Here is a 24785-nt window from a genome sequence, read left to right as displayed (position 1 = left end):
GGGCGCTACTCGGCGGCGTCGCGCATGTCTTGACCGGGCTGATACAGATAGTCCCGCGTCAACGGCACCGCGTCGCGGCGATGACCCAGCTGCAGTTGGAAAACGGTCTGGTCGCGCTCTTCGAACACCAGGATGCAGGCGGTCAGGTAGAACCGCCACATGCGGATGAACCGGTCGTCATACATCGCGCGCACCTGATCCAGATTGCTCTCGAACCGGTCGCGCCAAGCGCGCAGGGTCAGGGCATAATGCAACCGCAGGCTTTCGACATCCAGAAACCACAGACCGGTGCGCGCCACGGGTTTGACGATTTCCTCGAGCGACGGGACATAACCGCCCGGGAAGATATATTTGTTCAGCCAGGGCGACTGGCCGGTGGGCGGCCCGTTGCGGCCGATGGAATGGATCAACGCCACACCGTCGGGCTTCAACAGGGCTGCGACCCGGTCGAAATAGGTGCGCAGCTGTGGCGCGCCCACATGCTCCAGCATCCCGACCGAGACGATCCGGTCGAACTGATCCTGCATCTGCCGGTAGTCCATCAACCGAATGTCGATGCGGTCGGTCAGCCCGGCCTGCTGCACCCGCGCGGTGGCGGTGCGGTGCTGGTTTTGCGACAGGGTCAGCCCGGTCACCTGCACGCCGTGGTCACGCGCCAGCGTCAGGGCCAGACCGCCCCAGCCGCAGCCGATGTCCAGCACGCGCATTCCGGGCTCCAGGCACAGCTTGCGCGCAATATGCGCCTTTTTGGCGGCTTGTGCCTGTTCCAAAGTCATCCAGGGCTGCTGGAAATAGGCGCAGCTGTACTGCATGTCAGGGTCCAGCATCAGCCGGTAGAAGTCGTTGGACAGGTCATAGTGATGCGCAACATTGCGCCGCGCCGAGCGGACCGAGTTGCGCTGCAGGATCGGCCGCAGCAGATACCCGGCCCAGTCCTGAATCTGCTGCAGCAAGGGCAATGACCCGCTGGCCGCGCATCGAATCGCGATCCGCATGGCTCTTTCAAGGCCGCCCTCGTCGACGGTCAGCGTGCCATTCATGTAGCCCTCGCCAAAAGCCATCTCGGGGTTGCGCACCAAGCGCGCCATCAATGCGGGGTCATGAAGGGTGACATGCGCCTCGGGCTGCGTGGCGTCACCATAAGTGCGCGCCGTCCCGTCCGGGAAGGTGATCCGCAGAGTTCCGCGGGTGATGAAACCCCGCAATACGCGATCCAAAACAGTTTGCCACATCGGCCGAACACCTCCTTGCTCAAGGGGCCTAGCTCCCGCGTGCCGGGAAAACTATTTAAGTTCACATGTCCAAAAGATAGCGATTTTTTCGAATTTGTCTGCATTCCGGGCTCCGATGGAGGCGCATCGTGCTCCAACCCTTGACTTCCCGACCCGATCGCGGTGTATCGGCGCGACGAATTCAGCGCCCGAAGGGATATCATCCATGCACGCCTATCGCAGCCACACCTGCGCCGATCTGACCGCCGCAAATGTCGGTGAAACCGTCCGCCTGTCGGGTTGGGTTCATCGGGTGCGAGATCACGGCGGCGTGCTGTTCATCGACCTGCGCGACCACTATGGCGTGACCCAGGTTCTGTGCGACGGCGACAGCGCCGCGTTCAGCGCGTTGGAGAAAGTGCGCTCGGAATGGTGCATCCGCATCGACGGCACGGTCAAGGCGCGCGACCCCGAATTGGTAAACCCCAAGCTGCCCACCGGCGAGATCGAGGTTTATGTCCGCGAACTCGAGGTGCTGGGCGCGGCCGAGGAGCTGCCGCTGATGGTATTCGGCGACCAGGAATACCCCGAAGAAACCCGCCTGCGCTATCGCTACCTGGACCTGCGTCGCGAGGTGATGCAGCGCAACATGGCACTGCGCTCGGACGTGGTGGCCAGCATGCGCCGCCGCATGTGGGATCAGGGCTTCCGCGAATATCAGACGCCGATCATCACCGCCTCGAGCCCCGAGGGCGCGCGCGACTTCCTGGTGCCCTCGCGCCTGCATCCGGGCAAGTTCTATGCGTTGCCGCAGGCACCGCAGCAGTTCAAGCAGCTGATCATGGTGTCGGGCTTCGACAAGTATTTCCAGATCGCGCCCTGCTTCCGCGACGAAGACCCGCGCGCCGACCGCTCGCCCACCGATTTCTACCAGCTCGACCTCGAGATGAGCTTCGTAACCCAGCAGGACGTGTTCGACACGATCCAGCCAGTGCTGACAGGGATCTTTGAAGAATTCGGCGGTGGCCGGAAGGTTGATCAGGAATGGCCGCAGATCTCCTACAAGGACGCGGCGCTGTGGTATGGCACCGACAAGCCCGATCTGCGCAACCCGATCAAGATGCAGGTGGTGTCGGAACACTTCCGCGGGTCCGGTTTCGCGATCTTCTCCAAACTGCTGGAACAGGAAGGCACCGAGATCCGCGCGATCCCCGCGCCGGGTGGCGGCAGCCGCAAGTTCTGCGACCGCATGAACGCCTTTGCCCAGAAAGAAGGTCTGCCCGGCATGGGCTATATCTTCTGGCGCGATCAGGGTGAGGGGATGGAAGCCGCCGGCCCGCTGGCCAAAAACATCGGCCCCGAACGCACCGAGGCAATTCGCCAGCAGCTGGGCCTTGGGGTCGGTGACGCGGCGTTCTTCCTGGGTGGTAAGCCCAAAGCCTTTGAAAAAGTCGCCGGCAAGGCGCGCGATGTTATCGGCGAAGAGCTGGGCCTGACGGAAAAAGACCGGTTCGCCTTTGCCTGGATCGTGGATTTCCCGATCTATGAGAAGGACGAGGAAACCGGCGAGATCGATTTCGAACACAACCCGTTCTCGATGCCGCAGGGTGGCATGGAGGCGCTGCAGGGCGACCCGCTTGAGGTCAAGGGTTATCAGTACGACCTGGCCTGCAACGGTTACGAGCTGGTGTCGGGTGCGATCCGGAACCACAAGCCCGAGATCATGCTCAAAGCGTTCGAGCTTGCCGGTTATGGCGAGAACGAGGTCAAAAGTCGCTTTGGCGCGCTGTTCAACGCGTTCCACTATGGCGCTCCGCCGCACGGAGGCTGCGCCGCCGGCATCGACCGGATCGTTATGTTGCTTGCGGACGAGGCCAACATCCGCGAGGTCATGATGTTCCCGATGAACCAGCGCGCCGAAGACTTGATGATGCAAGCGCCGTCGGACCCGACTTCGGATCAGCTGATGGAACTGGGCCTGCGGGTCATCCCTCAGGAATGAGCCAAGGACCGTACCCAGAGTGTGAAAAACCTTTGGGTGCGGTCGAAACTACGGCGACGGCGCGAAGCGATCTTTCTGCTAAGTGCTTCAGCGCGTATATGGGCCCGCGTTCTGCAGGCGGCTAAAACCAAAGGAACTTGAGATCAGTCCAGCCAGTTCGGCTGTTTTTTGCGGTTAGCGCGAATGGTCCGTGCGGATCTGCGGGTGTGCCAATACCACCAAGCGCAGAGCATGGTTGTTGTCATGAAATAGGCCAACGTCATTCAGATCGCCTTTCGTCTTTCAAGACGGCTTTGGACAAGACCGGCAACGCGCGCTGCCAAGGCTGTTACCGGAGCGCCCTCGGCGCGCGAGGATGCGAGGTCATGGGCCGCCTGCTCCAGAACCGTGTCCTCGGCATCTCGGGCTACACCGCGCAGGAATTGCGCGGCATAGTCCAGCATGCGTGAATCCGCAGGCCCAGTCAGAACATCTGCGATATGCGCCATGTCATCCTGATAAGCCAGCGGATCGGGGCAGATCTGTTCGTCTTTGACGGATTGGAGTGTACCCGGGCGACGGTCTTCGGGGAGGTTCTCCAGGATGGCCCTTTGGAAGCTGATCAGCGAATTCAACGGTTTCGCCAGAAAACCATCGGCCCCGGCTTGCAAGGCAAGCGTTTCGGCGCAGTCGTCGCCGGACATACCAAGGATGACGCTGATACGGGGGGAAACCGCGTTCAGTTCCGCGATCAGGTCTGCGCCGGAGCCGTCCGGCAGGCCCATGTCCACTACGATCACCGACGGGCGGTAGATCTGAAGGTGCCTGCGCGCAGACCTCAGGCAATCGGCCCGGCGAATGCGGGCGCCGCTGTGCAGGCACATCAGTCGCATCGCATCACAGGCATAACGACTGTCCTCGACAACCAGAATGGTTTGACCCAGCAAAGGCCGAGTGGCGCTGGGGGCAACGGCGGATGGGGCGAACGGCACCGAATCGTCCATGGCAGAACTCCTTTCAGCAGATGCCCCACGCTAGGAACTCCTGGCTAACACAGGGTTAACGCGCGTTTTGGCGCACTTGCCCTTTGACAGGGCAGCCCCCATAAACGCTGCAACGCAGAACAGAGGAGACTGCCATGATTGGCCGCCTGAACCATGTCGCCATCGCCGTGCCCGACCTCGAGGCCGCATCCGCCCAATACCGCAACGCGCTGGGCGCCAACGTTGGTAAACCTCAGGATGAACCGGATCATGGCGTGACGGTGGTCTTCATCGAACTGCCCAATACCAAGATCGAGCTGCTGTACCCGCTGGGCGACGACAGCCCGATCAACGGCTTCCTGGAAAAGAACCCGGCGGGTGGCATCCACCATGTCTGTTATGAGGTCGAGGACATCATCGCCGCACGGGATCACCTGAAGGCGACCGGTGCCCGCGTTCTGGGAACCGGAGAGCCCAAAATCGGCGCGCACGGCAAGCCTGTGCTGTTTTTGCACCCCAAGGACTTCAACGGATGCCTTGTGGAGCTGGAGCAAGTCTGAGCCGGGCTGAGGAGGCGCCGAAATGACAATCACTGCTGCGCTGGTATTGTTCGCCGTGATCTGGTTCATGACCTTGTTGGTCGTGCTGCCGGTCCGCATCAAAACGCAAGGCGATCTGGGCGACATCGTGCCGGGGACCCATGCGGGTGCTCCGGAAGTTCACCACATGAAGAAAAAGATCTGGATCACCACCGGTATTTCCATCGTTTTGTGGGCGGTGATCGCAGGGATCATTGTTTCTGGCGTGATTTCAGTTCGTGATTTTGACTGGTTGAACCAGATGGAACCGCGCGAGTAATCAGCGCTCAGCCTGTCGCGACAGTCCATGAAAGATATGCGTGAACGTTGCGGCTCCGATGATCGGAATGACAAGGTTCACCAACGGGATCGACAGGGGAATGGCCATCAAGGTTCCGGCGACCCAGATCGTCCCGGCATGGCGTGCCCGCAACGCCCGAGCACCGTCGCGCCCGATCCGGCGCATGGCCGCCAGCGTGAAATACTCCCGCCCCAGCAAAAACCCGTTCATTCCCCAAAAGATGAACGGAGCGAGGGGTGTGAACAGCGCGTAAAGGACCAGCGCCATTACGTTGGCCACAATCAAAACGCCCAAGAATCCCAACGAGTCCAACAGCGCATCCCAGATCGGGACGGACGGAACAGGGGGTAGGTTCGGATAATGCCGGTCTTCAACGGCCTGTGCGACCTCATCCAGAAACATCGATGTGATGGCTGAGGCCACCGGCACCATCAGAAACACCGGCAGGATCAGAACCAGAAAGATACCTGAATAGTTCAAAACGTCGTTCAGCCACGGGACGTCGCCGACAAATGGCAGCGAGATCTCCTGACCAGAAAGGGCGTTGATGCCCCAAATCGCCAGCACACAGGCAACAACAAGTAGCACAATCGTCAGGCCGACACCGCGCAGTAGCACCGATCGGAAACGGGCATCTCCGAGCTGCCCCAAGGCAGCGAAGAACGCATTGAGGATAATCATTCCGTCACCCACTCAGTGATCGCGGCTACGTCCGGGCGAGGCCGTTCGGGCGGCGTGGCCCCTTCGGTTGCGATGTGAATCAGTCCGGCAATGCGTTCATTGTCGGCCAGGCCCAAACCGCGTTCGCAGAATTCGCGGTCGTGCGACTGCCAACCTGAAAGCCAATTGGCACCCCAACCCGCTGCAAGGGCTGCGTTGAGCAGTGCAAGGCAGACCGCCCCGGCCGAGTAGGTTTGTTCGATTTCCGGGATTTTCGGCGATGGCTTCTGCACTTCGATGACGGCAACAGCGAGATGCCCCATATCAAACTGACTGCGGGCCTTGGCGATGTCTTCGGGGCCTTTCCCCAGCGCAACGCCTCGTTCCTCGGTCAGATCGGCCAATCGCGGCATTGCGCCTTTTTCGATGACGATGAACCGCCAAGGTTCCAATTTGCCATGATCGGGGCTGCGAGCGGCTGCGGTCAGCAACGGGATCAACTCGTCGCGGGTCGGCGCCGGGGCCATCAACGTCTTGGCGGGCCGCGACCTGCGCGACTGCAGGAACTCGAACGCAGCCGGGTTTTTCAGCGTCATATGTTAATTTCCTTTACATGGTCCTGTCGTATCTCGGTCAGACACGCGCCGGTTTCAAGGGCAAGATGCAAAACTGTTGGATATTGTGCCACCCGGCACCTTCCAAATACGGAAGAGAATGTGATGGCAAAACCGAAACTGCGAAACCTGCCGGACCTTGCGCATCTGACGCGACCCGGGCAATCGATTCCCGTGCGAGTAACCCCCAAAGCTGCGGAGGACCGGGTCTCTTTCGACGGGGCGACAGTGCACATCGCTGTCACCGCCGTGCCCGAGGATGGAAAGGCGAACCAAGCCGTGGTCAAGCTGCTGGCTCGGGCCATGGGTGCCTCACCGTCGGCTTTGACGCTGAAAAAAGGCCATACAGGGCGCGACAAGGTCTTTGTCTACGATCCCTAGGCCGGTGTCTCCCTGATTTGATACACCCCTTCGGGCAGATCCAGGGCGGCCGCAAGATCGCGCACCTGTTCGGGCGAAAGGGTGATTTTCTGCATCTGGTCCGTTCGGGGGTCCAACTGCTCGATCGTGACGCACTCGGCGAAACTGTTGATCACCACGTCTTCTTGCAAAGGCTCCGGGCCTTCGTCCACCAGGGTAATGACTGTCGAGTCGAATTCATGCTCAATCGAAAACATGTTCCCAGACTGCCCAGCCTGCGATCGCAATGCAACCCGCTGATTGGGTTTCGGGCTGTGGTCAGGGGGGCCACATCGCGCTAAGCTTTCCTGCCGGCACGAACAGAAAGGATCCGGAATGCACCGCCTCAGGTTTTTGCTGGTCTTGGTTGTGTCCGCGTGCACTGCGGGAGGGTTCATTGCGGTTGATGATTGGTCACCGTCCTCGCCCGAACTGCGCGACTCGGCACTGACGTTTCAGCAGGTCAGCAGGTCGGTCGGGGCTGCCGCGCAAAAAGTCTGTCAGCGCGAGACACGGGGGCAGAACTGCGATTTCGGCATTCTGATCGACACGGATCCTTTTGCCGAGCCAAATGCGTTCCAGACGTTGGACAAGGATGGGCGCCCGTTCATCATTTTCACGCAGGAAATGGTCAAGTCGACGCAGAACGCTGACGAGATGGCGTTTGTGATGGGGCACGAGGCGGCGCATCACATCCTGGGCCACATCGCCCGGCAGGTAAAAAACGCCAAGGAAGGGGCTCGAATTTTTGGAGAACTGGCTGAGGCGCAAGGCGAGGACGCGGCCGGAATTGAACGTGCCCAGAAGCTGGGTGCCGAGGTCGGAGTTCAGAGCTATACGAAAGAATTCGAGCTGGAAGCGGACAGGATGGGAACTTTGATCACCTACTCGGCCGGGTACAATCCGCTGGTCGGCATGGCCTATTTCAGCCGGATTCCCGATCCGGGTGACCGCTTTCTGGCGTCTCATCCGCCCAATGCCAAGCGCATCGAAGTTGTTCTGGAAACAGCCGCCCAGCTAGGCCTGACCCGATGACCCAGATCCAACGGATGGGGGTCGTTCTGACGGACCGAGGCTCGAAATACGCGGTGAGTGGTGCGCCCGTCAGGTCGCGGGATGAGGTCGATGCGGTGTTGCGCGACCTTAAATCGGACAAGGCATATGCCAAGGCGACCCATAACACGTGGGCCGCGATTTTGCCGACCGGCGCTCTCAAGGCCGATGATGGCGAAACTGGTGCGGGGATGGTCATATTGCGCATGTTGGAACGCGCCGGTGTGCAGGATCACCTGGTCATTGTGACCCGGTGGTATGGCGGCAAAAAACTGGGCGGCGATCGTTTCAGGCGGGTCCAGGACGCTACACGGGCCTACCTGGACGACCTGGGGGTCGTCTCTTGACCTGAATCAAGGGCGCCGTCGGGTTATGGGGGTAGGGTTCTTTTCAGCGAGACAGCGAAAGGAACTCGGATGTCCAGACGCGAAGAATTGCGCCGCCATGCCGCTTTGGTGGATCGAATGGCCCTGAAACTGGGCGTTGACCTGCAGGAGGCCGCGATTGGCGGTTCGGTTTCGATCGACGAAATCACCGACGCGGTGCTGCGCTGTACAGGCTGTTCGAACCCCGATCACTGCGACCGCGCGCTGGCGCTTCAAAGCAGCGACGGACCACCACCGGAGTATTGCCGAAACCAGGAATTGCTGGCCAGGCTTGCACCCTAGAGCGGACGGGCAGAACCATGAACGTCCTTGGCCAGACCATGAAGCATGTACGCCTTGTTCTGCGGATGGGGCAGGCGACCGGCGTTGACCTTGTAGATGCCCATCGCACGGGTCGGCTCAGTCCCGACGAATGGGCGCGCATGGTGGGACGGTGCCGAGGCTGCGAGTGGGCTTGCGACTGTAGCGATTGGCAGACGCACCGAGGTGGCAGGGTTGAGGCCCCAGAGACATGTCCGAACCGGAACCGATTCGCCAAACTTAAGACGCTGCAGAATCAGGAAAAACAATGAAACATGTGCGACTCGGAGACATAGAAAAACACTTCTGGCTTACGCGGTCGGTTGCGCGCTGCATGGAAATCTCGCTGTCCGAAGCTATCGCCGAAGGGCGGCTGACCGCGCAGGGATACAGCGAAATGGTGACCCGTTGTCGAGCCGCTGACTGCAGCGAAAGATGTGCTGTCTGGCTTGCGTGCCAACAAAGCCGGGCGACCGCCGCCCCGGAATTCTGCGCCAATGCCAAAGCTTTGAATGCTTTGACCTGATTGGCCTATAGCTTGGAATGGCTCCCGTCGCACAGCGGCGGACTAGCGGTTTGCTTGCATCCGCAGAAGAAGACCTTCTTGCTTGATTCTGCTACATATTTTACCGGCTCGATCCCGGTTTCCTTGTGCGAGCCGTCGCAGAATGGCTGACGGTTGGAGCGTCCGCAAGCGCACCAGAAGTAGCTTTTGCCCTCAGTCACTTCGATGGGGTAGGGTGATTTCTGGGCGATTTGAGATCCTTTTGGCATTCTGGCGCTCCGGCTGTTGAAAGGGACATCCGAGAGCTTAGCCCAATGCAGAGAAATGTGTAGTTCGCGCGTCCGGGTTCTGCGGTGTCACGTCGTGGTGCAAGCGTGGATTCGCCTCTGATCACACGGATGTGACCGTATCTGTTGCCAGAAAGCCGAACTGCCCGTATCCTTAACCTGGCCCCGAAAAGTTGGGCAATATCAGAAAAGTATTAAAGGATTGATGGACATGAAACTGAAATTCGCTGCCGCCGGCGCCTTTGTTTTGATCCTGACTGCTTGCTCGCAGCAGGAAGAGCCCACCCCGGTTTACGTTCAGCCAAGCTATGACAAATATGGCTCGCCCAGCTGTTCGGCAGGCTATGAACTGGCCACCACCGAGGCCGGCCAGACCGTGTGTAACCCGGTCACTCAATAAGCTTTTTGCAGACGGTCCCGATTTGGGGGCCGTCTGCCTTCTTCCGCCGGATGGCGGTTCAGCGCACCAGATTCCCCCACAGATCGTATTCACCAGCCTCGTCGACCTGAACAAGGACGATGTCACCGGGTTTCAGATTTTCATGACCGTCGTCGATGAACAGGTTGCCGTCGATCTCGGGCGCGTCTGACTTGGTGCGGCAGGTGGCGGCCTCAGCATCCACCTCATCCACGATCACTTGGATCCTCTGACCCACTTTCGACGCCAGTTTTGCTTCGGAAATCGCCTGGGCCTTTTGCATGAAACGCTCCCAGCGCTCTTGCTTGATCTCATCCGGGACGTGATCCGGCAAGTCGTTCGAGCGGGCCCCTTCAACGTTTTCGTATTGGAAGCACCCGACGCGATCCAACTGCGCCTCGTCCATCCAATCCAGCAGGGTCTGGAACTCGGCCTCGGTCTCCCCGGGGTAGCCGACAATGAAGGTAGATCGCACCGTGATGTCGGGGCAGATCGCGCGCCAGGCGGCGATCTCGTCCAGTGTCTTGGCGCCGGCTGCCGGTCGCGCCATCCTTTTCAGAACGTCCGGATGCGCGTGTTGGAACGGGATGTCCAGGTATGGCAAAAGGTTGCTGCCTGCATCCGCCATAAGCGGGATCAACTCGCGCACATGTGGATAGGGGTAGACGTAGTGCAGCCGTATCCACGCATCCAGTTGGCCCAGTTCACGGGCCAGATCGGTAATGTGGCTGCGCACCTCCCGGTCTTTCCAGAGGTTCACATCGTATTTGCGATCCAGGCCAAAGGCCGAGGTGTCCTGGCTGATCACCAGCAATTCGCGTACACCGCTGTCGACCAGTTTTTCAGCCTCGCGCAGAACGGCGTGGGCCGGTCGGCTTGCCAGTTTTCCGCGCATGTCCGGTATGATGCAGAACTTGCACTTGTGATTACAGCCCTCGGATATCTTAAGATAGCTGTAGTGGCGCGGGGTCAGCTTCACACCCGAAGCCGGCAACAGATCCACATACGGATTGGGATCAGGCGGAACGGCGGCGTGAACGGCATCCAGCACCTGTTCATACTGGTGCGGCCCGGTCACGGCCAGGATACGCGGGTGATGTTCGCGGATGTAGTCCGGCTCGGCGCCCAGGCACCCGGTCACGATGACCTTGCCATTCTCCACCAGAGCCTCGCCGATTGCTTCGAGGCTTTCGGCCTTGGCACTGTCCAGAAACCCGCAGGTGTTCACGATCACGGCATCCGCACCTGAATAGTCGGGCGAGATCCCGTATCCTTCGGCGCGCAGGCGCGTCAGGATGCGCTCGCTGTCGACCAGTGCCTTGGGACACCCCAAGGACACCATTCCGATGGTGGGTTGGCCGCTGCGCGGTGCGTCGGTGATCCGGGCTGCGGGTGCCAGATCGGGGCGTAGGTTTGGCGGGTTGGTGCTCATTGCGCGGCATATAGTGGGGAAATCTTCCCCTTGCAAATCCTTCGCACGCGAGGAACATCGAAGCTGAGGCAAAAAGCCGGCAAGGCAGAGAGCAAATCATGAAGTGGCTGATACGCATTCTATTCATTCTGGTTGCGGTCGTGGGGCTGGTGATCGGGGCGTTGCTATTGATGCCCGGCGACAAGCTGGGCAAGATCCTCGCCGAACAGGTCAAGGCGCAGACCGGACGTGAGCTGACGTTGTCCGGCGATGTCCGCCTGTCCTTTTGGCCGGTTCTGGGAATGGAAACCGGGCCGGTTACGTTTGGGAACGCGCCCTGGGCCAGCTCCGAACCTATGCTGAGCGCGCAAAGCCTGGCAGTTGGCGTCGATGCCTCAGCGCTGCTGGCGGGGGATGTGCGTATCCGGCGCGTCGTGGCTGAGGATCCCGTCTTGCGGCTGGAACTGTCACAAGGGCGGGGCAACTGGGAAATGACGGCGCCGCAAACCGGAGCGTCAAACACGGGCTCTGGCAATGCAAATGTACCCGCACCCAACTCTGCGGCGCCGGCCGAAACAGGAACCGTGACCCTGGACCGATTGGAGCTCAGCAACGCGCGTCTGGTTTATGTGGAAAACGGTGTCCCTCAGATGGGCTTTTCCGGGGTCGATCTGAAGGCCAGTTGGCCCGATGTCACTGCGCCGATGAAGATGAGTGCATCAATGCCGGTGCCCGGTGGCGCGGTTGAGGTTGATCTGGAAATTCCGGATCTACCTGCATTCTCCAGTGGCGCGGTGACGCCATTGGTTCTTGGCCTGACAGCGCCGGGCGGAGAGATCAGCTTTGACGGACGCGTCAACCTGGCCGGTGAAATGGACGGCAAAACTCATGTCCGGACCACAAACACCGACGCGATGCTGGCCGCTTTTGGTCAGGGTGGGGTGTCAGTCCCCATGGGACTTGGACGGGTCGCGGATGTGTCCAGCCAGATGACCTACACCAAGGATGGGCGCATTTCCTTGCGGGATATGCGCGCCGTTCTGGATCAGAACAGTTTTGACGGTGCCGCAGATATTGTTATCGCAAACCCACCAAGGATTACTGCGCGGCTGAGTACCGGTGACCTTGACCTGACGCAGGCAACAGCCGGCAGCGCGCCCAGCAGCGGCGGCGGCACGGGCGGAGGGAAACAGGCGCCCGAAGGCTGGTCCCAGGCGCCGATCGACGCGTCACCCCTTGCATTGGCAAATGGAACGATCCGGTTGAAAGCCAATTCGATCGCCATTCCTGATATGACCTTTGGCCCCAGCGATCTGAGCCTTAGTTTGGATCGGTCGCGTGCGGTTCTGAAAATGGAACCGGCCACGCTGTTTTCCGGAAAGCTGACCGGAGAAGTCGTGGCCAACAATAGAAACGGACTGTCGGTCGGGGGCAACCTGACCGCCACGGGTATCGACCTCAAGCAGGCTTTGACCACGTTGGGCGGTGTCGAACGTCTGTCCGGTACTGCGTCCGGAACGTTGCAATTCCTGGGGGTGGGGCAAACCGAAGCGCAAATCATGCGCTCGCTCAGCGGCAAGGGCAGCGTGGACGTCGGCAAGGGGGTGATCTCCGGGTTTGATCTGGATCGTTTGATGGGGCGCGGCGAAGGCAGTGGAGGGACCACCGTCTTCAACAGCCTGACTGCCACCTACACGATGCAGGACGGCAACCTGACGAACAACGACCTTCTGATGCAGCTTGACAATTTCCGTGCCGATGGCGCGGGCCGTGTCGGGCTGGGCGCGCGGGATATCGACTATGTGTTCACGCCGGTCGCGCTGCGGGCGAACGGCGGCAATGGCATTGCCGTGCCTGTGCGGATCAAGGGGCCGTGGAGCGATCCGTCGATCAAGCCCGACCTGAGCAAGGTGATCGAAGCCGCGACGGAAGAGAAGCTCAAGGAACTGGAGCAGGACGCGAAGGACAAGGCGCTGAAAAAGGTCGGAGAGGAGTTGAATACAACCATTTCCGACAGCGAACAGGTCGAAGACGCGCTAAAGCAGAAGCTTGAAGATGAGGCCAAGAAGGGCTTGCTGAAACTGCTCGGACGGGATTGAGAAAGGGGCGCCGCAGCGCCCCTTTTTTGCTCAGATCGTCTGGTCGTAGTCGCCCACACCCGGCTCGGTGCGGATTACGGCATCGATATCGGCGAAAATTGCCCGCATCTCATCTTCGCTCTCGCTGCTTTCGCAGACCACCACCAGGTTGGGCGTGTTCGAAGACGCCCGGACCAGGCCCCAACTTCCATTGTCGAGGATGACGCGGGCACCATTGACGGTCACGACTTCCTTGATAGGTCGACCTGCCAATGTTTCACCCGCCTCGGCCTTGGCAACGAGCTTGTCCACCAGTCGGGCGAGGATGTCATACTTCTCGGTATCGGCAGCATAGGGCGACATGGTCGGGGTCGACCATGTCTTGGGCAGGGCGCGACGCAGATCGGACATGCTCTGTCCCGGGTTTCGGTCCATCAGTTTGCAGATTTCCACCGCGACCCGCATTCCGCAATCGTATCCGCGCCCGATTGGCTCGGCCAGAAAATAATGGCCCGACTTTTCGAACCCGGCCAACGCGCCGATTTCCTTCACGCGCCGTTTCATGTGGCTGTGGCCGGTTTTCCAGTAATCCGCCTTGACACCATGGGCCTGCAGCTCGGGATCGCTTGCAAACAGGCCGGTCGATTTCACGTCGGCCACGAAGGTCGCGCCGGGGTGCAGCTTGGCCAAATCGCGCGCCATGATGACACCGACCTTGTCGGCAAAGATCTCCTCGCCCTCGTCATCGACTACACCGCAGCGATCGCCGTCTCCGTCAAACCCAAGCGCCAGGTCCGCCCCGCTGGCTTTGACGGCGTCAGCCATGTCGTGCAACATCTCCATCGCTTCGGGGTTCGGGTTGTAGTTGGGGAAGGTGTAATCCAACCGGTTGTGGCTGGGTACGACGTCGACGCCGATCCGCTCAAAGATCTCGGGGGCAAAGGCAGATGCGGTGCCGTTCCCCGTCGCGCAGACCACCTTGAGGGGGCGCGACATTTTGAAATCACCCACCAGATCGTCGATATAGGCCTCTTTCACGCCGTCCACGAATTCATAGGACCCGCCGGGGCGCGCCACGCCTTCGCCGTTCAGCACGATGTCGCGCAGCTCGGCCATTTCGTCAGGGCCGTGGGTCAGAGGGCGGTCAAAACCCATCTTGACCCCGGTCCAACCGTTGGGGTTGTGGCTGGCCGTCACCATGGCGACTGCATGAACATCCAGATGGAATTGGGCGAAATACGCCATCGGGCTCAGCGCCGGGCCAATATCCTTGACCTGGATACCGGCCTGCATGAGGCCCAGAATCAACGCATTCTTGATCGCCAGAGAATAGTCGCGGTAGTCGTTGCCGACCGCGATCACCGGCTCGATCCCACGTTTGTGCATCTGAGTGCCCAAACCAAGTCCAAGAGCCGTCATCCCCGGCAGGTTGATCTCGTCAGGGTATTTCCAGCGGGCATCATATTCACGAAACCCGGTCGGTTTGATCATCGCATCGCGCAGAAAGCTCCAGGTGTTCGGGGTCACCTCGGGGATTGGTTTGGTCATGGAAAATCTCGATCGTTAAATCTGAACTGGGTTGGCCTTGGCCAGGGCATCGAAACGCATCAATGTGTCAATCAGTTGGCCCATTTGGTCCAACGGGATCATATTCGGCCCATCAGACGGCGCCGTGTCCGGATCCTGATGCGTTTCAATGAACACGGCACCGACGCCCAGGGCCACGGCCGCGCGGGCCATTACCGGTGCAAATTCCCGCTGTCCGCCGGACGAGCCGCCTCGGCCACCGGGTTGTTGAACGGAATGGGTTGCATCCATAACAACCGGATACCCGGTTTGCGCCATTTGCGGCAGCGATCGCATGTCGGCGACCAGCGTATTGTAGCCAAACGAGGTTCCGCGCTCGGTCAGCAGGATGTTGTGGTTGCCCGTGCTTTCGATCTTTTCGACGATGTTCGGCATTTCCCAGGGGGCCAGGAACTGACCCTTCTTGACGTTGACGGCCTTGCCTGTTTCTCCGGCTGCCAGCAGCATGTCGGTCTGGCGGCACAGGAAGGCTGGGATTTGCAGAATATCCACCGCCTCGGCTGCGATGGCGCATTGCGCTTCGGTGTGGACATCCGTCAGGACCGGAATACCCATCGTTTTGCGAATGTCATCCAGTACCTTCAGCCCGGCCTCGATCCCCATGCCGCGTTTCCCGGACAGGGACGTGCGGTTGGCTTTGTCATATGAGGCCTTGAACACATACTGTGCCCCGGCGGCTTTACAGGCTTCTTTCATCCTTCCCGCGATCATCTGTGCGTGATCCGCCGTTTCAAGCTGGCAAGGGCCCGCGATGATGGTCAGCGGAAGGTCGTTGCCAACGGTGACGTTGGCTATTTTTACATGTTTCATGAGCTCTACGAGGATACCTGTTCACGAAGGACTGACGTTGTCAGCGAAATCATCAGGTAGATACCAGCAAACAACAGGAAAGCCAAAATCGTATTTTCGAACTTTCGCGGATAGGTGGGCTCCTGACTGGCGACCGGGTTTACGGAAACGGTGAGGTATCGAACCTTGCGGTTGGCCTCGGTCCGGGCGGTTTCCATTTGCTGCATGGCCGATTGCAGCATCATGTCCCGTGCGGCCAGATCGGCTTGGGCCATCTGGATCCGAACGCTCAACCGCGCCAGCGAGTTTTCGCCGGCGGAGGCGTCCAGCATCTCGGCATTGAGCTCTTCGAGCACGGCCTCAAGCCGGCTAATATCGGCTTGAACACCGTCGACCTTGGCTTTGTTCGGTCGCAAGTTGTCCAGCAACGCCGCCAGTTCCAATTCCTTGTCCTGGAGCTGTATCTCGATCTCGTTGATGCGGGCGCGCAGCCCGGCAATCACGTTTTCGGGGTCCAGAACGGCACCCTGCAACTGCAGTTCGATCAGCGCTTCCTGGGCTTTGCGCCGCTCCTCCTGAGCGTCTTCGAAGGACTGCAGAGCATCCCGCATCTGATCTTCGCGCTTCAGTTCGGTGAGGCCGTTGATCTTTTCTTCGGCGTAGGAGATCAGCAGATTTGACAGGTCGACGGCAGTGTCCGGGTCGGGTGCTGCAACCTCCATCCGGATGATACCGTCGCTGGGGTCATAGCCGATTGTGACCATGCGCTTGTACAGTTTGAACGCCTCTTCCAGCGTGGCGTCCTGAGGCAGTCTTTGAATCGGATCTATCCAGTCCTGCTTGAAAATCTCGGCAAAACCAGTGTCCCGTTCCAGACGGTTGAGCGCATCCTTGGATTCAAGGAACTCCTGAGTCGCGACCGAGTCCTGCGTGGTTGCGTATTGCGTCCCGGCCAAAAGCCCGCCGATCTCACCAGCGCCACCATCTGCCTGGAGAATGGAAAATGCGGACTCGCTGGCGTACATCGGAGTGGCTATGCGATAGAAGTAATAGCCGACAATGATCGTGGGCAGCAGAACAAAGGCGAATAGACGGGCAAACAGACCAAACAGCTTTCGTCTGCGCCGACGGGCGATGTCCTTCTGAATCTGGCCGATTTCGAATTCGCGCCGCTGTGCCGGGTTCCATTCGGGGCCGGGAAGGGTCTGCTGCTTTTCTTTCACCGTTTGCGGCAGCTGGATCGTGATCTTGTCCTTCGGTTGGTCTTCCGCATCCGCGTTATCGGAAGATCCTGCCGCAAAATCCAGAAGGTTGGAGCGGGGAAACGGATCGATCCCCTTCTTTCGTAGCAGACGCACGGCATCGTAGTCCGACGTCGCAGCCAGACCGTGTTTCTGCGCCATGCGCCGGGCTATGCGCAGCTGACGACCGGTCAACCCTTCTTTCTTGATGGCATCCAGTTCAGTTCCGGCCGGGGCTTCCTCGGCCGGTTGGGTTGCTTTTCGGATGCGCGAAATCGCCTCGGCACGCGCCTCGACCGTGCCTTCGGCCTGCGAAGCATGGTTCGGGTCATATTTTTTAACCTTGGGTTTGGTAGTCATATAGCTGCGTCGCCTCTTCCAAGGAGTCAAACATATGAAGCTGCCCATCCACAAGCACGGCGGCCTGGCGGGCGAATTTTTCGAGGGTTTTGGGATTGTGTGACACAATCACCAAAGTCGTGGTTCGCAAGCGTTCCTGCAGGATTGAACCCGCTTTTTTGTTGAATTCGACATCGGTGGTGGCAGGCATACCTTCGTCGATCAGGTACATGTCGAAGTCCAGAGCCAGCATCAACGAAAAGGTGAAGCGGGCGCGCATGCCGGCTGAGTATGTCGCCAAGGGTTGGTTGAAATACTCGCCCAAGTCGCACATCCAGCTGCAGTAAGCCTCGACATAGTCGGGGTCCATTCCATAAATCTTGGCGATGTAACGGGCATTCTCGAGCGCGGACATCTTCTTGGAAACGCCGCCGGCAAAGCCCATGGGGAAAGACACCCGGCACTCTCGGCGGATCACGCCTTCGTCGGGCTTTTCGAGGCCGGCCATCATGTTGATAAGTGTGGTTTTTCCGGTGCCGTTCGGAGCCAGAACACCAAGTGATTTTCCCAGTTCGACCCGGAACGAGACCCTGTCCAGGATCACCTTGCGGCGAGTCCCGGTCCAGAAGGACTTGCTGACATTCTCGAACTCAAGCATTCACGGCCTGCTCATGTTTTTGCTTTGGGTGCGGCCACCGGTGGCGGGCTGACGGCCGGATGTTTTACCGCGCCATGTTGGCCACATTATGTCGAAATATGAAACAAATGTTCAATGCGCGTTCGAAACGCCTTGCCACAATTGTGACGCACACAGCCGACAACTGGATCGGTTTGCGGGAACAACTATGATCCATTCTAAATCTGCAACAAGCGCCAAAGAGCTGGAGATCAGGTGAAGCCACTTGCTGAAGAAATCAGATCGTGCCGGTTGTGCGCCGACCGCTTCGCTTCGACTGCGACCGCGCATCAGCCCCGCCCGGTGGTGTGGTTTCGCCCCGGTGCGCGCATCCTGATTGCAGGGCAAGCTCCCGGGGCACGGGTCCATGAGAGCGGCCGACCGTTCACCGACCCCTCAGGCGACCGGCTGCGGGATTGGCTGGGGTTGGAGGAAGAGCAATTCTACGATCAGGCGCGGGTTTCGATCGTTCCGATGGCGTTCTGTTTTCCGGGGTACGATGCGCGAAAGGCGGACTTGCCGCCGCCGGCGATCTGCAAGAAGACCTGGCATCACAGGGTGATGAGTGAACTTGGCGATGTTCCGTTGACCATCCTTGTCGGTGGGTACGCGCATAAATTCCATCTGGGCGTACAGACCTCGGTGACGGATACGGTGCGCGATTGGCTACAGTATGAGCCGCGGGTATTTGCCTTGCCTCATCCGTCATGGCGCAATACGGCATGGCTGAAGAAAAATCCCTGGTTCGAAACGGACCTGCTGCCGGTGCTGCGAGCCCGGGTCAAAGAGGTGATGGATGACTGACACGACCGCGCTGGACATTGCGCATGCCCAGATGGAGACCGACCCTCAGAACGATGCCGCGCGGCTGAGGTTCTTCGAACGGCTCGCGGACAATGAACTGTTTCTGTTGCTGACCGAAGAGGCGCGAGACGAAAACATCTCGCCCGAGCTGTTTGACGTGGCTGATGGTCGGTTTGTGCTGGCCTTTGACCGCGAAGACCGATTGGCGCAGTTTGCGGGCCGTCCTGCCCCATATGCCGCTCTGTCCGGGCGGGTTCTGGCGGGGATGCTTGCAGTGCAGGGCATCGGGTTGGGGCTGAACCTTGAGGTGGCGCCGTCGTCGATGCTCATCCCCGCCGAAGCGTTGGGCTGGCTTGCGGAAACCCTCAGCCATGCCCCGCAAGAAGTGCAATCCCGTCTGACGGAGTTCCTTCCGCCCGCGGGGTTGCCCGACATTCTGCTGACGGCGCTGGACACCAAACTGGCCACAGCTTCAGGTCTGGCCTCCGCAGCATATCTCGCCGGAACCCGCGCCGAGGGTGGCGGGCAGGGTCATCTTCTTGGTTTCGTTGACGCGGTCCCCGGTGCCCAGACGGCCTTGGCCAAGGCGGTTTCCGAAGCTCTGACATTTTCGGGGATTGAGGCTGGTGCCTTGGATGTCGGGTTTTTCGCGGCCAGCGATCCTGCCGCCGCAGCATTGGCGAAAGTGGGCCTGCGATTTGATATCCCCGAGCCAGTGCGCGCCTCCGGGCCCCGACCAGCGCCCGGAAGCGACCCGGAAAGCCCCCCGATCTTGAAGTGAAGTCGAGGCTTCGGCGCAGGGATGATTTGCTCCCTGCGCCAAATGAACAGAGTTATTCGGCAGCTGTTTCCAGCTTGTCCTGCGTACGGGTTTCGAAGTCGCTCGCATCATGCCGTTCGCGCAGTTGGGTGTGCAACTCTCCGAATGCGCGGTTGACCATGCGGCCTCGCTTCACGGCCGGCCGCGCGTCAATCTCTTGCGCCCATCGCATGACGTTCTTGTAGGATTTGACATCAAGGAACTCGGCGGCGTCGTACAAACGACCCAGAACCAGTTGCCCATACCACGGCCAGATCGCCATGTCGGCGATGGAGTAGTCCGCGCCGGCGATAAAAGCTTTGTCCGCAAGCTCGCGGTCCAAAACATCCAACTGGCGTTTGGTTTCCATCGCAAAGCGGTTGATCGGGTATTCCCATTTCTCTGGCGCATAAGCGTAGAAATGCCCGAACCCACCACCCAGATAAGGCGCGCTGCCCATCTGCCAGAAAAGCCAGTTCATCACTTCGGTGCGCTCGGGGCCGGATTCGGGCAGGAATGCACTGAATTTTTCGGCCAGATGTACAAGGATGGAACCGCTTTCGAACACCCGGATCGGCGTTTCACCCGAGCGGTCCATCAGAGCGGGGATCTTCGAGTTCGGGTTGATCGCGACAAAATCCGAGCCGAACTGATCGCCGTCACCGATATTGATCAGCCATGCGTCATATTCCGCGCCCGCGTGACCCAAGGCCAAAAGCTCTTCCAGCATGACCGTCACTTTCACCCCATTTGGCGTTGCAAGCGAATACAACTGCAAGGGATGTTTGCCGACGGGCAATTCCTTGTCATGGGTCGCCCCTGCGATGGGGCGGTTGATATTGGCGAAACGCCCTCCGCTTTCACTATCCCATGTCCAGACTTTCGGTGGGGTGTATGTGGTGGTGTCGCTCATCTTCTGCCTTTCGTCCCAGAGCCGAGCCGCGCCCGGCCCGACAAGAGTTAGTGTTGCAGAACAAGAACGCCAACCCCCGACGTGGCGGCTGTTCTGTAACAATTGCGGCAAGACTGCTCACGTTTGCTCGTCAATGGTCACAGCGGCGTTAACGGGTCTTCGCCGACGAAGGGAATTGCTTATTGTCTCTGCAGACAGCCACTCCGGCCCTGCAACCCGTCAAAACACGAGGACATGAAACATGAACAGATTTGCTCTGACCTTCGCTGCTGCAATGGCGTTGGCCGTGCCCGCCTTTGCCGGCCCGCAATATGTCGATGGGACCGGCTTCGCCGTGTCCGGATATGATGTGGTGGCCTACCGTGGGCTTGCACAATCGCCGATTGGACAATCCCAGCCCGAAGGCGTGCGCGGACGGTCGGACATCACTGCGGAATACAACGGGGCGACCTGGGCTTTTGCGACCGAAGAAAACCGCGCGAAGTTCCTTGAAAACCCCGCGTTCTATGCGCCGCAATATGATGGCCATTGCGCCTATGGCGTGTCCAAGGGTGGCAAGGTTCCCGGCAACCCCAACCTTTGGCGGATCGTTGACGACAAGCTGTACCTGAACATCACCGATGTCGTGGTCGGTTTCTGGGAAGAAGACGTCCCGGGCAACATCAACCTGGCTGAGGGGAACTGGCCGGGTCTCGAGGTTAATGACGCCTCGACCAACGTGATCCCGAAATTCACGTCCGAAGGCCCGATCTCAAACTGACGTGGCGCGCGTTGCAGGCCCGGCAGACTCGCCAGGCCTTTTTCAATGCTGGGTTTTCAACAAGCCTGCCAGAACTGATCCCGGGTGGCCTGATCCGCTTCGAACCTGATCCTGACGCTGCGCGCGCCGGGAAACTTGCGTTCTCGAATGGTGTCGGGAACAACGACCTCGCCTGCTCCGCCATTCTTGGCCTGGAAAGACAGTATTTCGGTTTCGACCGTCCGAAAGCCGGCCAGAACGGATGTCGGCAGGGCAACGCGGTTTTCACCCTCGCAAACCGGCGTCGCAACGAAATAGGTCAGGTCGCGGCCATAGCATCCGATCGCCTCTGGTACATGGTCCGAATTGCGCGCCGATTGCGGGCAGTCTTCTGCGCTGGCCTCGCCAAAGGATAGGGCGCGACTTGGATCGAGCAGTTTCAGACAGGCGGAAATATCCTTCTCGTCCAGCTCGATGATACGCTTTCTGAGTTTCGGGCGTCGCGGTTGGGCCGGCCCGGCGCCTTTGCCTGCCAACCCATTTTTGCGGAGATAGTCATATGCCGACTTCGCCCGTGCGAACTGATTGCAGTCACCGCCTGTATGGTCGGGATGTGCATGAAAGGCGATGTCACGCCACGCATTCCGGATGTCCGATGGGGTGGCGGTCTGATCAAGGCCCAAGACGTGCAGTGCTTCTACGCGAGCCTGAATTTTCTCGACTGGCTCCATACCAAAATCACTCGATAAAACAACTGGCTCCTATTTTCCGGAGCCTTGAGTTTCTGTCAAATTATCCAGTGAATTGGTGGGCTTGACGGGGACAGTGCGCCGTTGCAGGGGGAATTGTTCGCGCCTTGCAGCGGGCCGCAGAGGGCAATCCCCCTTTGGCCGCTGCAAATGCAAGGAACAGTCAGGCGACGTTTTGCAGATCGGCTTTGGGCGTGATCCCAAGAGCAAAACACACATCGCGGGTCAGTTCGGGGCGGTTCAGCGTATAAAAATGCAGCTTGTCCACGCCTTCGTCGATCAGGTCCGAACACAGTTCGGTGCACAGCGCGGTGGCCAACAGGTCGTGCCGGTTGTCACGGATCGCTTTGTCAAAGGCCTGATCGACCCAGTCCGGCACCTGGGCGCCACAGCGTTTGGCAAATTTCTTCGCACCGGCCCAGTTCTCGATTGGCAGGATGCCCGGCACGATCGGCTTGTCGATCCCGGCTTTGGCGCAGGCATCGCGAAAGCGCAAAAACGTTTCGGCCTCAAAGAAAAATTGCGTCAAAGCCTCGTCTGCGCCGGCGTCCAGCTTGGCTTTCAACCAGTCGATGTCAGCCTGTGCGTGTGGCGCTTCCGGGTGAATGTCGGGATAGGCGCCGACCCGGATGGTGAAACTGCCGGATTCCGCCAGTGCTGCGATCAATTCGACCGAGTGGGCGAACCCATCAGGATGCGGGACGAACCGTTCCTGCCCCTTGGGTGGGTCGCCGCGCAACGCAACGATGTCGGTGACGCCGGCCGCGGCAAAGCTGTCGGCAATGGCCAAGGTCTCGCTGCGTGAAGCGTCGACGCATGTCAGATGGGCCGCGACTTTCAATCCCGAGGATTTGTGCAAAGTCGCCACCGCATCGCGGGTCAATTCACGGGTGGTGCCCCCCGCTCCATATGTGACCGAGACAAAACGGGGTGCCAGTGGCGCCAGTGTCTGGACCGTATCCCACAGGCGGAACGACGCTTCGAGCGTCTGAGGCGGAAAGAATTCGAAGGAAATCTCGGGCTGGGTCATGGCAGTCTCGCAGGTTGTATCGCGGCTCTTGTGCCATGGAGTTCTTTGTGAGACAAACTCATATTATTCAAGAACAACATGAACGATGCGAAAGATGCATATTGAATTTCGACACCTGCGCACGATCAAAGCCATCCATGAATGTGGTGGGTTGGCCCGTGCGGCGGATCAACTGAACATCACGCAGTCGGCGCTCAGCCATCAGATCAAAGGGCTGGAGGATCAGGCCGGCGTTGAACTGTTCCTGCGCCGGTCGAAACCGATGAAATTGTCGGCCGCTGGGCTGCGCCTGTTGCGACTGGCCGAGCAGATCCTGCCACAGGTCGAAGCGATGCAGGAGGAGTTTTCTTCGCTACGCGACGGGCGCACGGGGCGGATGCACATCGCGATCGAATGCCACGCCTGTTTCGAATGGCTGTTTCCGGTGCTCGAGGCCTTCCGCAAGTCTTGGCCGGATGTGGATGTCGATATCCGGCCGGGCCTGGCCTTTGACGCGCTGCCCGCGCTGCAGAAGGAGGAGGTTGATCTGGTCGTCTCCTCGGACCCCGAAGACCTGCCGGGGGTCGAGTTCATCGAGCTGTTTGAATACAATCCTGTCTTTGTCGCCGCATCGACCCACCCTCTGGCCGAGAAACAGTATATCGAGGCCGAGGATTTTCGCGGTCAAACGCTGATCACTTATCCGGTCGAACGCACGAGGCTCGATATCTTCAGCCAGCTTCTCATCCCGGCCCGCGTGGAGCCTGCTGCGATCCGGCAAGTCGAGTTGACCGCCGTGATCCTGCTGCTTGTGGCGTCAAACCGTGGAATATCCGTTCTGCCTGACTGGGTGGTGCGCGAGGTCAAGTACAACTCGGACTATGTGACCCGTCCGCTAACCAAGGATGGCATCACGCGCCGGCTTTATGCCGCGGTGCGAACCGAGGACATGGAAAAACCTTTTGTGCAGGAATTGGTCAAGCTGGCCAGCCTAGAGGCGCGCAAGCTGCAGCAGCAATAAGGTTTTGGCCACGCGGGAAACGGCATGCTGCCATGCGCATCATTCCTCTTGGCAAGGGGGCGTTGCGCCAGTATACGCGCGGTTTGACCGGACAGGAGCCTCGGAACTATGGTTGGCAGTGCAAATCTCAACATCATGATCAAGGCCGCGCGCAAAGCGGGCCGATCGCTGGTAAAAGACTTTCGCGAAGTCGAGAACCTGCAGGTGTCGATGAAGGGCGCGGGTGATTTCGTCTCGAAGGCCGACATTGCAGCCGAGAACATTCTGAAAGAAGAGCTGCTGGGCGCGCGTCCCACCTACGGTTGGCTGGCCGAAGAAGGCGGCGTGATCGAGGGCGAAGACCCGACCCGGCGTTGGATCGTTGATCCTCTGGACGGGACGACCAATTTCCTGCACGGCCTGCCGCACTGGGCGGTTTCGATCGCACTTGAACACAAGGGCAAGATCGTCGCGGGCGTCATCTACGATCCCGCGAAGGACGAGATGTTCTTTGCCGAAAAGGGCGAGGGTGCCTGGATGAACGACATGCGTATCCGCGTGTCGAGCCGCAGCCGGATGATCGAATCGATCTTCTCGACCGGTTTGCCGTTTGGGGGCCGCTCGGACCTGCCGGCCACGTTGCAGGACCTGGCCCGTCTGATGCCCGCCTGCGCGGGTGTGCGTCGCTGGGGTGCAGCTGCGCTGGATATGGCCTATGTTGCCGCTGGCCGCTACGAAGGCTTCTGGGAGCGTCGCCTGAACGCCTGGGATATGGCCGCCGGCATCATCATCGTGAAAGAAGCGGGTGGGTTCGTTCAACCGTTGAACCCCGAAGGCAGCATTCTGTCCGACGGGGAAGTCATCTGTGCCAACGAACCAATTTTCGACCAGTTCGCCAAGGTGATCCGCGGCTGATCCGTCAACACGGCGGCCGGAAACGACCTGAACCAATTTCAAAGATCGCGCGGCCGAATT

General features: G+C 59.7%; 30 protein-coding genes. 16 read left to right on the top strand and 14 right to left on the bottom strand.

From position 1 onward, the window contains the following. Nucleotides 1–5 precede the first annotated feature (5 nt). Nucleotides 6–1232: a class I SAM-dependent methyltransferase gene (locus AC2FNL_RS13820; RefSeq protein WP_496833990.1), complete on the bottom strand. Its 1227-nt coding sequence runs from the start codon at nt 1230–1232 to the stop codon at nt 6–8. A 205-nt stretch (nt 1233–1437) separates the two neighbouring features. On the opposite strand from AC2FNL_RS13820, the gene aspS reads away from it, so the two are divergent. Next, on the top strand, nt 1438–3213 hold the full coding sequence (aspS, locus tag AC2FNL_RS13815) for an aspartate--tRNA ligase (RefSeq protein ID WP_496833989.1): 1776 nt from the start codon (nt 1438–1440) through the stop codon (nt 3211–3213). Between the two features lie 263 nt (nt 3214–3476). Here aspS and AC2FNL_RS13810 read toward each other — a convergent pair whose 3' ends face one another. Then, nucleotides 3477–4196, bottom strand: coding sequence for a response regulator (locus AC2FNL_RS13810; protein WP_496833988.1), 720 nt, complete (start codon nt 4194–4196; stop codon nt 3477–3479). Between the two features lie 134 nt (nt 4197–4330). On the opposite strand from AC2FNL_RS13810, the gene mce reads away from it, so the two are divergent. Both mce and AC2FNL_RS13800 read left to right on the top strand, forming a co-directional pair. Then, the gene (mce, locus tag AC2FNL_RS13805; RefSeq protein ID WP_170340045.1) at nt 4331–4735 is read left to right on the top strand and encodes a methylmalonyl-CoA epimerase; all 405 of its coding nucleotides are present in this window, start codon (nt 4331–4333) and stop codon (nt 4733–4735) included. 22 nt (nt 4736–4757) lie between these two features. Continuing rightward, nucleotides 4758–5033: a DUF1467 family protein gene (locus AC2FNL_RS13800; RefSeq protein WP_093964691.1), complete on the top strand. Its 276-nt coding sequence runs from the start codon at nt 4758–4760 to the stop codon at nt 5031–5033. Here the strand turns inward: AC2FNL_RS13800 and AC2FNL_RS13795 are convergent, their stop codons facing one another. Beyond that, a complete protein-coding gene (locus AC2FNL_RS13795) occupies nt 5034–5735 on the bottom strand; it encodes an EI24 domain-containing protein (protein WP_176432506.1) in 702 nt (233 codons plus the stop codon). Continuing rightward, nucleotides 5732–6310 (bottom strand): nitroreductase family protein, encoded by a 579-nt coding sequence (locus tag AC2FNL_RS13790; RefSeq protein ID WP_093964692.1) that lies wholly within the window; start codon nt 6308–6310, stop codon nt 5732–5734. Before AC2FNL_RS13790 ends, AC2FNL_RS13795 begins: the two co-directional genes overlap by 4 nt. 123 nt (nt 6311–6433) lie before the next feature. Here AC2FNL_RS13790 and AC2FNL_RS13785 point away from each other — a divergent pair, with 123 nt between their 5' ends. Further along, nucleotides 6434–6709, top strand: coding sequence for a DUF167 domain-containing protein (locus tag AC2FNL_RS13785; RefSeq protein ID WP_093964693.1), 276 nt, complete (start codon nt 6434–6436; stop codon nt 6707–6709). Here AC2FNL_RS13785 and AC2FNL_RS13780 read toward each other — a convergent pair. Further along, on the bottom strand, nt 6706–6945 hold the full coding sequence (locus tag AC2FNL_RS13780) for a DUF8831 family protein (protein WP_093964694.1): 240 nt from the start codon (nt 6943–6945) through the stop codon (nt 6706–6708). The genes AC2FNL_RS13785 and AC2FNL_RS13780 overlap by 4 nt on opposite strands. 118 nt (nt 6946–7063) lie before the next feature. Here AC2FNL_RS13780 and AC2FNL_RS13775 point away from each other — a divergent pair, with 118 nt between their 5' ends. The 5 genes from AC2FNL_RS13775 to AC2FNL_RS13755 all read left to right on the top strand — a co-directional run bounded on the left by AC2FNL_RS13775 (nt 7064) and on the right by AC2FNL_RS13755 (nt 8992). Further along, on the top strand, nt 7064–7762 hold the full coding sequence (locus AC2FNL_RS13775; protein ID WP_093964695.1) for a M48 family metalloprotease: 699 nt from the start codon (nt 7064–7066) through the stop codon (nt 7760–7762). Then, nucleotides 7759–8127 (top strand): YigZ family protein, encoded by a 369-nt coding sequence (locus AC2FNL_RS13770; protein WP_093964696.1) that lies wholly within the window; start codon nt 7759–7761, stop codon nt 8125–8127. The genes AC2FNL_RS13775 and AC2FNL_RS13770 overlap by 4 nt, the downstream gene beginning before the upstream one ends. A 69-nt stretch (nt 8128–8196) precedes the next feature. Beyond that, complete coding sequence (locus AC2FNL_RS13765) at nt 8197–8448, top strand: DUF6455 family protein (RefSeq protein ID WP_093964697.1); 252 nt, start codon at nt 8197–8199, stop codon at nt 8446–8448. Nucleotides 8449–8465: 17 nt separating this feature from the next. Further along, on the top strand, nt 8466–8738 hold the full coding sequence (locus AC2FNL_RS13760; protein ID WP_496833987.1) for a DUF6455 family protein: 273 nt from the start codon (nt 8466–8468) through the stop codon (nt 8736–8738). Continuing rightward, on the top strand, nt 8735–8992 hold the full coding sequence (locus AC2FNL_RS13755) for a DUF6455 family protein (RefSeq protein WP_093964699.1): 258 nt from the start codon (nt 8735–8737) through the stop codon (nt 8990–8992). The genes AC2FNL_RS13760 and AC2FNL_RS13755 overlap by 4 nt, the downstream gene beginning before the upstream one ends. Before the next feature lie 5 nt (nt 8993–8997). On the opposite strand, the gene AC2FNL_RS13750 is transcribed toward AC2FNL_RS13755, so the two are convergent. After that, a complete protein-coding gene (locus AC2FNL_RS13750) occupies nt 8998–9240 on the bottom strand; it encodes a CDGSH iron-sulfur domain-containing protein (protein ID WP_093964700.1) in 243 nt (80 codons plus the stop codon). 229 nt (nt 9241–9469) lie between these two features. Between AC2FNL_RS13750 and AC2FNL_RS13745 the strand changes: the two genes are divergently transcribed. After that, nucleotides 9470–9658, top strand: a complete 189-nt coding sequence (locus AC2FNL_RS13745; protein ID WP_244952318.1) for a hypothetical protein — start codon at nt 9470–9472, stop codon at nt 9656–9658. Between the two features lie 58 nt (nt 9659–9716). Here the strand turns inward: AC2FNL_RS13745 and rimO are convergent, their stop codons facing one another. Continuing rightward, nucleotides 9717–11108 (bottom strand): 30S ribosomal protein S12 methylthiotransferase RimO, encoded by a 1392-nt coding sequence (rimO, locus tag AC2FNL_RS13740; protein ID WP_093964702.1) that lies wholly within the window; start codon nt 11106–11108, stop codon nt 9717–9719. Nucleotides 11109–11206: 98 nt separating this feature from the next. On the opposite strand from rimO, the gene AC2FNL_RS13735 reads away from it, so the two are divergent. Continuing rightward, nucleotides 11207–13186 carry an AsmA family protein gene (locus AC2FNL_RS13735; protein ID WP_496833986.1) on the top strand — a complete coding sequence of 660 codons (1980 nt, stop codon included), beginning with the start codon at nt 11207–11209 and terminating at the stop codon, nt 13184–13186. A 30-nt stretch (nt 13187–13216) separates the two neighbouring features. Here the strand turns inward: AC2FNL_RS13735 and AC2FNL_RS13730 are convergent, their stop codons facing one another. Genes AC2FNL_RS13730 through AC2FNL_RS13715 form a run of 4 tightly spaced genes read right to left on the bottom strand, consistent with a single transcriptional unit; the run spans nt 13217 to nt 17779 of the window. Then, nucleotides 13217–14713, bottom strand: coding sequence for a phosphomannomutase/phosphoglucomutase (locus AC2FNL_RS13730; protein WP_496833985.1), 1497 nt, complete (start codon nt 14711–14713; stop codon nt 13217–13219). Nucleotides 14714–14728: 15 nt separating this feature from the next. Continuing rightward, a complete protein-coding gene (gene kdsA / locus AC2FNL_RS13725) occupies nt 14729–15562 on the bottom strand; it encodes a 3-deoxy-8-phosphooctulonate synthase (protein ID WP_496833984.1) in 834 nt (277 codons plus the stop codon). A 5-nt stretch (nt 15563–15567) separates the two neighbouring features. Continuing rightward, entirely contained in the window at nt 15568–17142 is a 1575-nt protein-coding gene (locus AC2FNL_RS13720) for a KpsE/RkpR family capsule polysaccharide export protein (RefSeq protein ID WP_496833983.1), read from the bottom strand. Then, complete coding sequence (locus AC2FNL_RS13715; protein WP_093964707.1) at nt 17120–17779, bottom strand: ABC transporter ATP-binding protein; 660 nt, start codon at nt 17777–17779, stop codon at nt 17120–17122. The genes AC2FNL_RS13720 and AC2FNL_RS13715 overlap by 23 nt, the downstream gene beginning before the upstream one ends. Before the next feature lie 234 nt (nt 17780–18013). On the opposite strand from AC2FNL_RS13715, the gene AC2FNL_RS13710 reads away from it, so the two are divergent. Next, nucleotides 18014–18601: a uracil-DNA glycosylase family protein gene (locus AC2FNL_RS13710; RefSeq protein WP_496833982.1), complete on the top strand. Its 588-nt coding sequence runs from the start codon at nt 18014–18016 to the stop codon at nt 18599–18601. Next, nucleotides 18594–19382, top strand: a complete 789-nt coding sequence (locus tag AC2FNL_RS13705) for an SseB family protein (RefSeq protein ID WP_496833981.1) — start codon at nt 18594–18596, stop codon at nt 19380–19382. Before AC2FNL_RS13710 ends, AC2FNL_RS13705 begins: the two co-directional genes overlap by 8 nt. Before the next feature lie 52 nt (nt 19383–19434). On the opposite strand, the gene yghU is transcribed toward AC2FNL_RS13705, so the two are convergent. After that, on the bottom strand, nt 19435–20313 hold the full coding sequence (yghU, locus tag AC2FNL_RS13700; RefSeq protein ID WP_496833980.1) for a glutathione-dependent disulfide-bond oxidoreductase: 879 nt from the start codon (nt 20311–20313) through the stop codon (nt 19435–19437). A gap of 241 nt (nt 20314–20554) precedes the next feature. On the opposite strand from yghU, the gene AC2FNL_RS13695 reads away from it, so the two are divergent. Beyond that, nucleotides 20555–21073, top strand: coding sequence for a YHS domain-containing (seleno)protein (locus AC2FNL_RS13695; protein ID WP_496833979.1), 519 nt, complete (start codon nt 20555–20557; stop codon nt 21071–21073). Nucleotides 21074–21129: 56 nt separating this feature from the next. Here the strand turns inward: AC2FNL_RS13695 and AC2FNL_RS13690 are convergent, their stop codons facing one another. Both AC2FNL_RS13690 and metF read right to left on the bottom strand, forming a co-directional pair. Further along, on the bottom strand, nt 21130–21783 hold the full coding sequence (locus AC2FNL_RS13690) for a J domain-containing protein (protein ID WP_496833978.1): 654 nt from the start codon (nt 21781–21783) through the stop codon (nt 21130–21132). 181 nt (nt 21784–21964) lie between these two features. Beyond that, on the bottom strand, nt 21965–22831 hold the full coding sequence (metF, locus tag AC2FNL_RS13685; RefSeq protein ID WP_496833977.1) for a methylenetetrahydrofolate reductase [NAD(P)H]: 867 nt from the start codon (nt 22829–22831) through the stop codon (nt 21965–21967). Nucleotides 22832–22925: 94 nt separating this feature from the next. Here metF and AC2FNL_RS13680 point away from each other — a divergent pair, with 94 nt between their 5' ends. Further along, nucleotides 22926–23831, top strand: a complete 906-nt coding sequence (locus AC2FNL_RS13680; RefSeq protein WP_093965037.1) for a LysR family transcriptional regulator — start codon at nt 22926–22928, stop codon at nt 23829–23831. A gap of 108 nt (nt 23832–23939) precedes the next feature. Continuing rightward, nucleotides 23940–24725, top strand: a complete 786-nt coding sequence (locus AC2FNL_RS13675; protein WP_093964714.1) for an inositol monophosphatase family protein — start codon at nt 23940–23942, stop codon at nt 24723–24725. Nucleotides 24726–24785 lie beyond the last annotated feature (60 nt).

This window comes from Ruegeria sp. CRTD044 (assembly GCF_059613485.1).
This window is presented reverse-complemented; position numbering and strand designations above follow the sequence as displayed.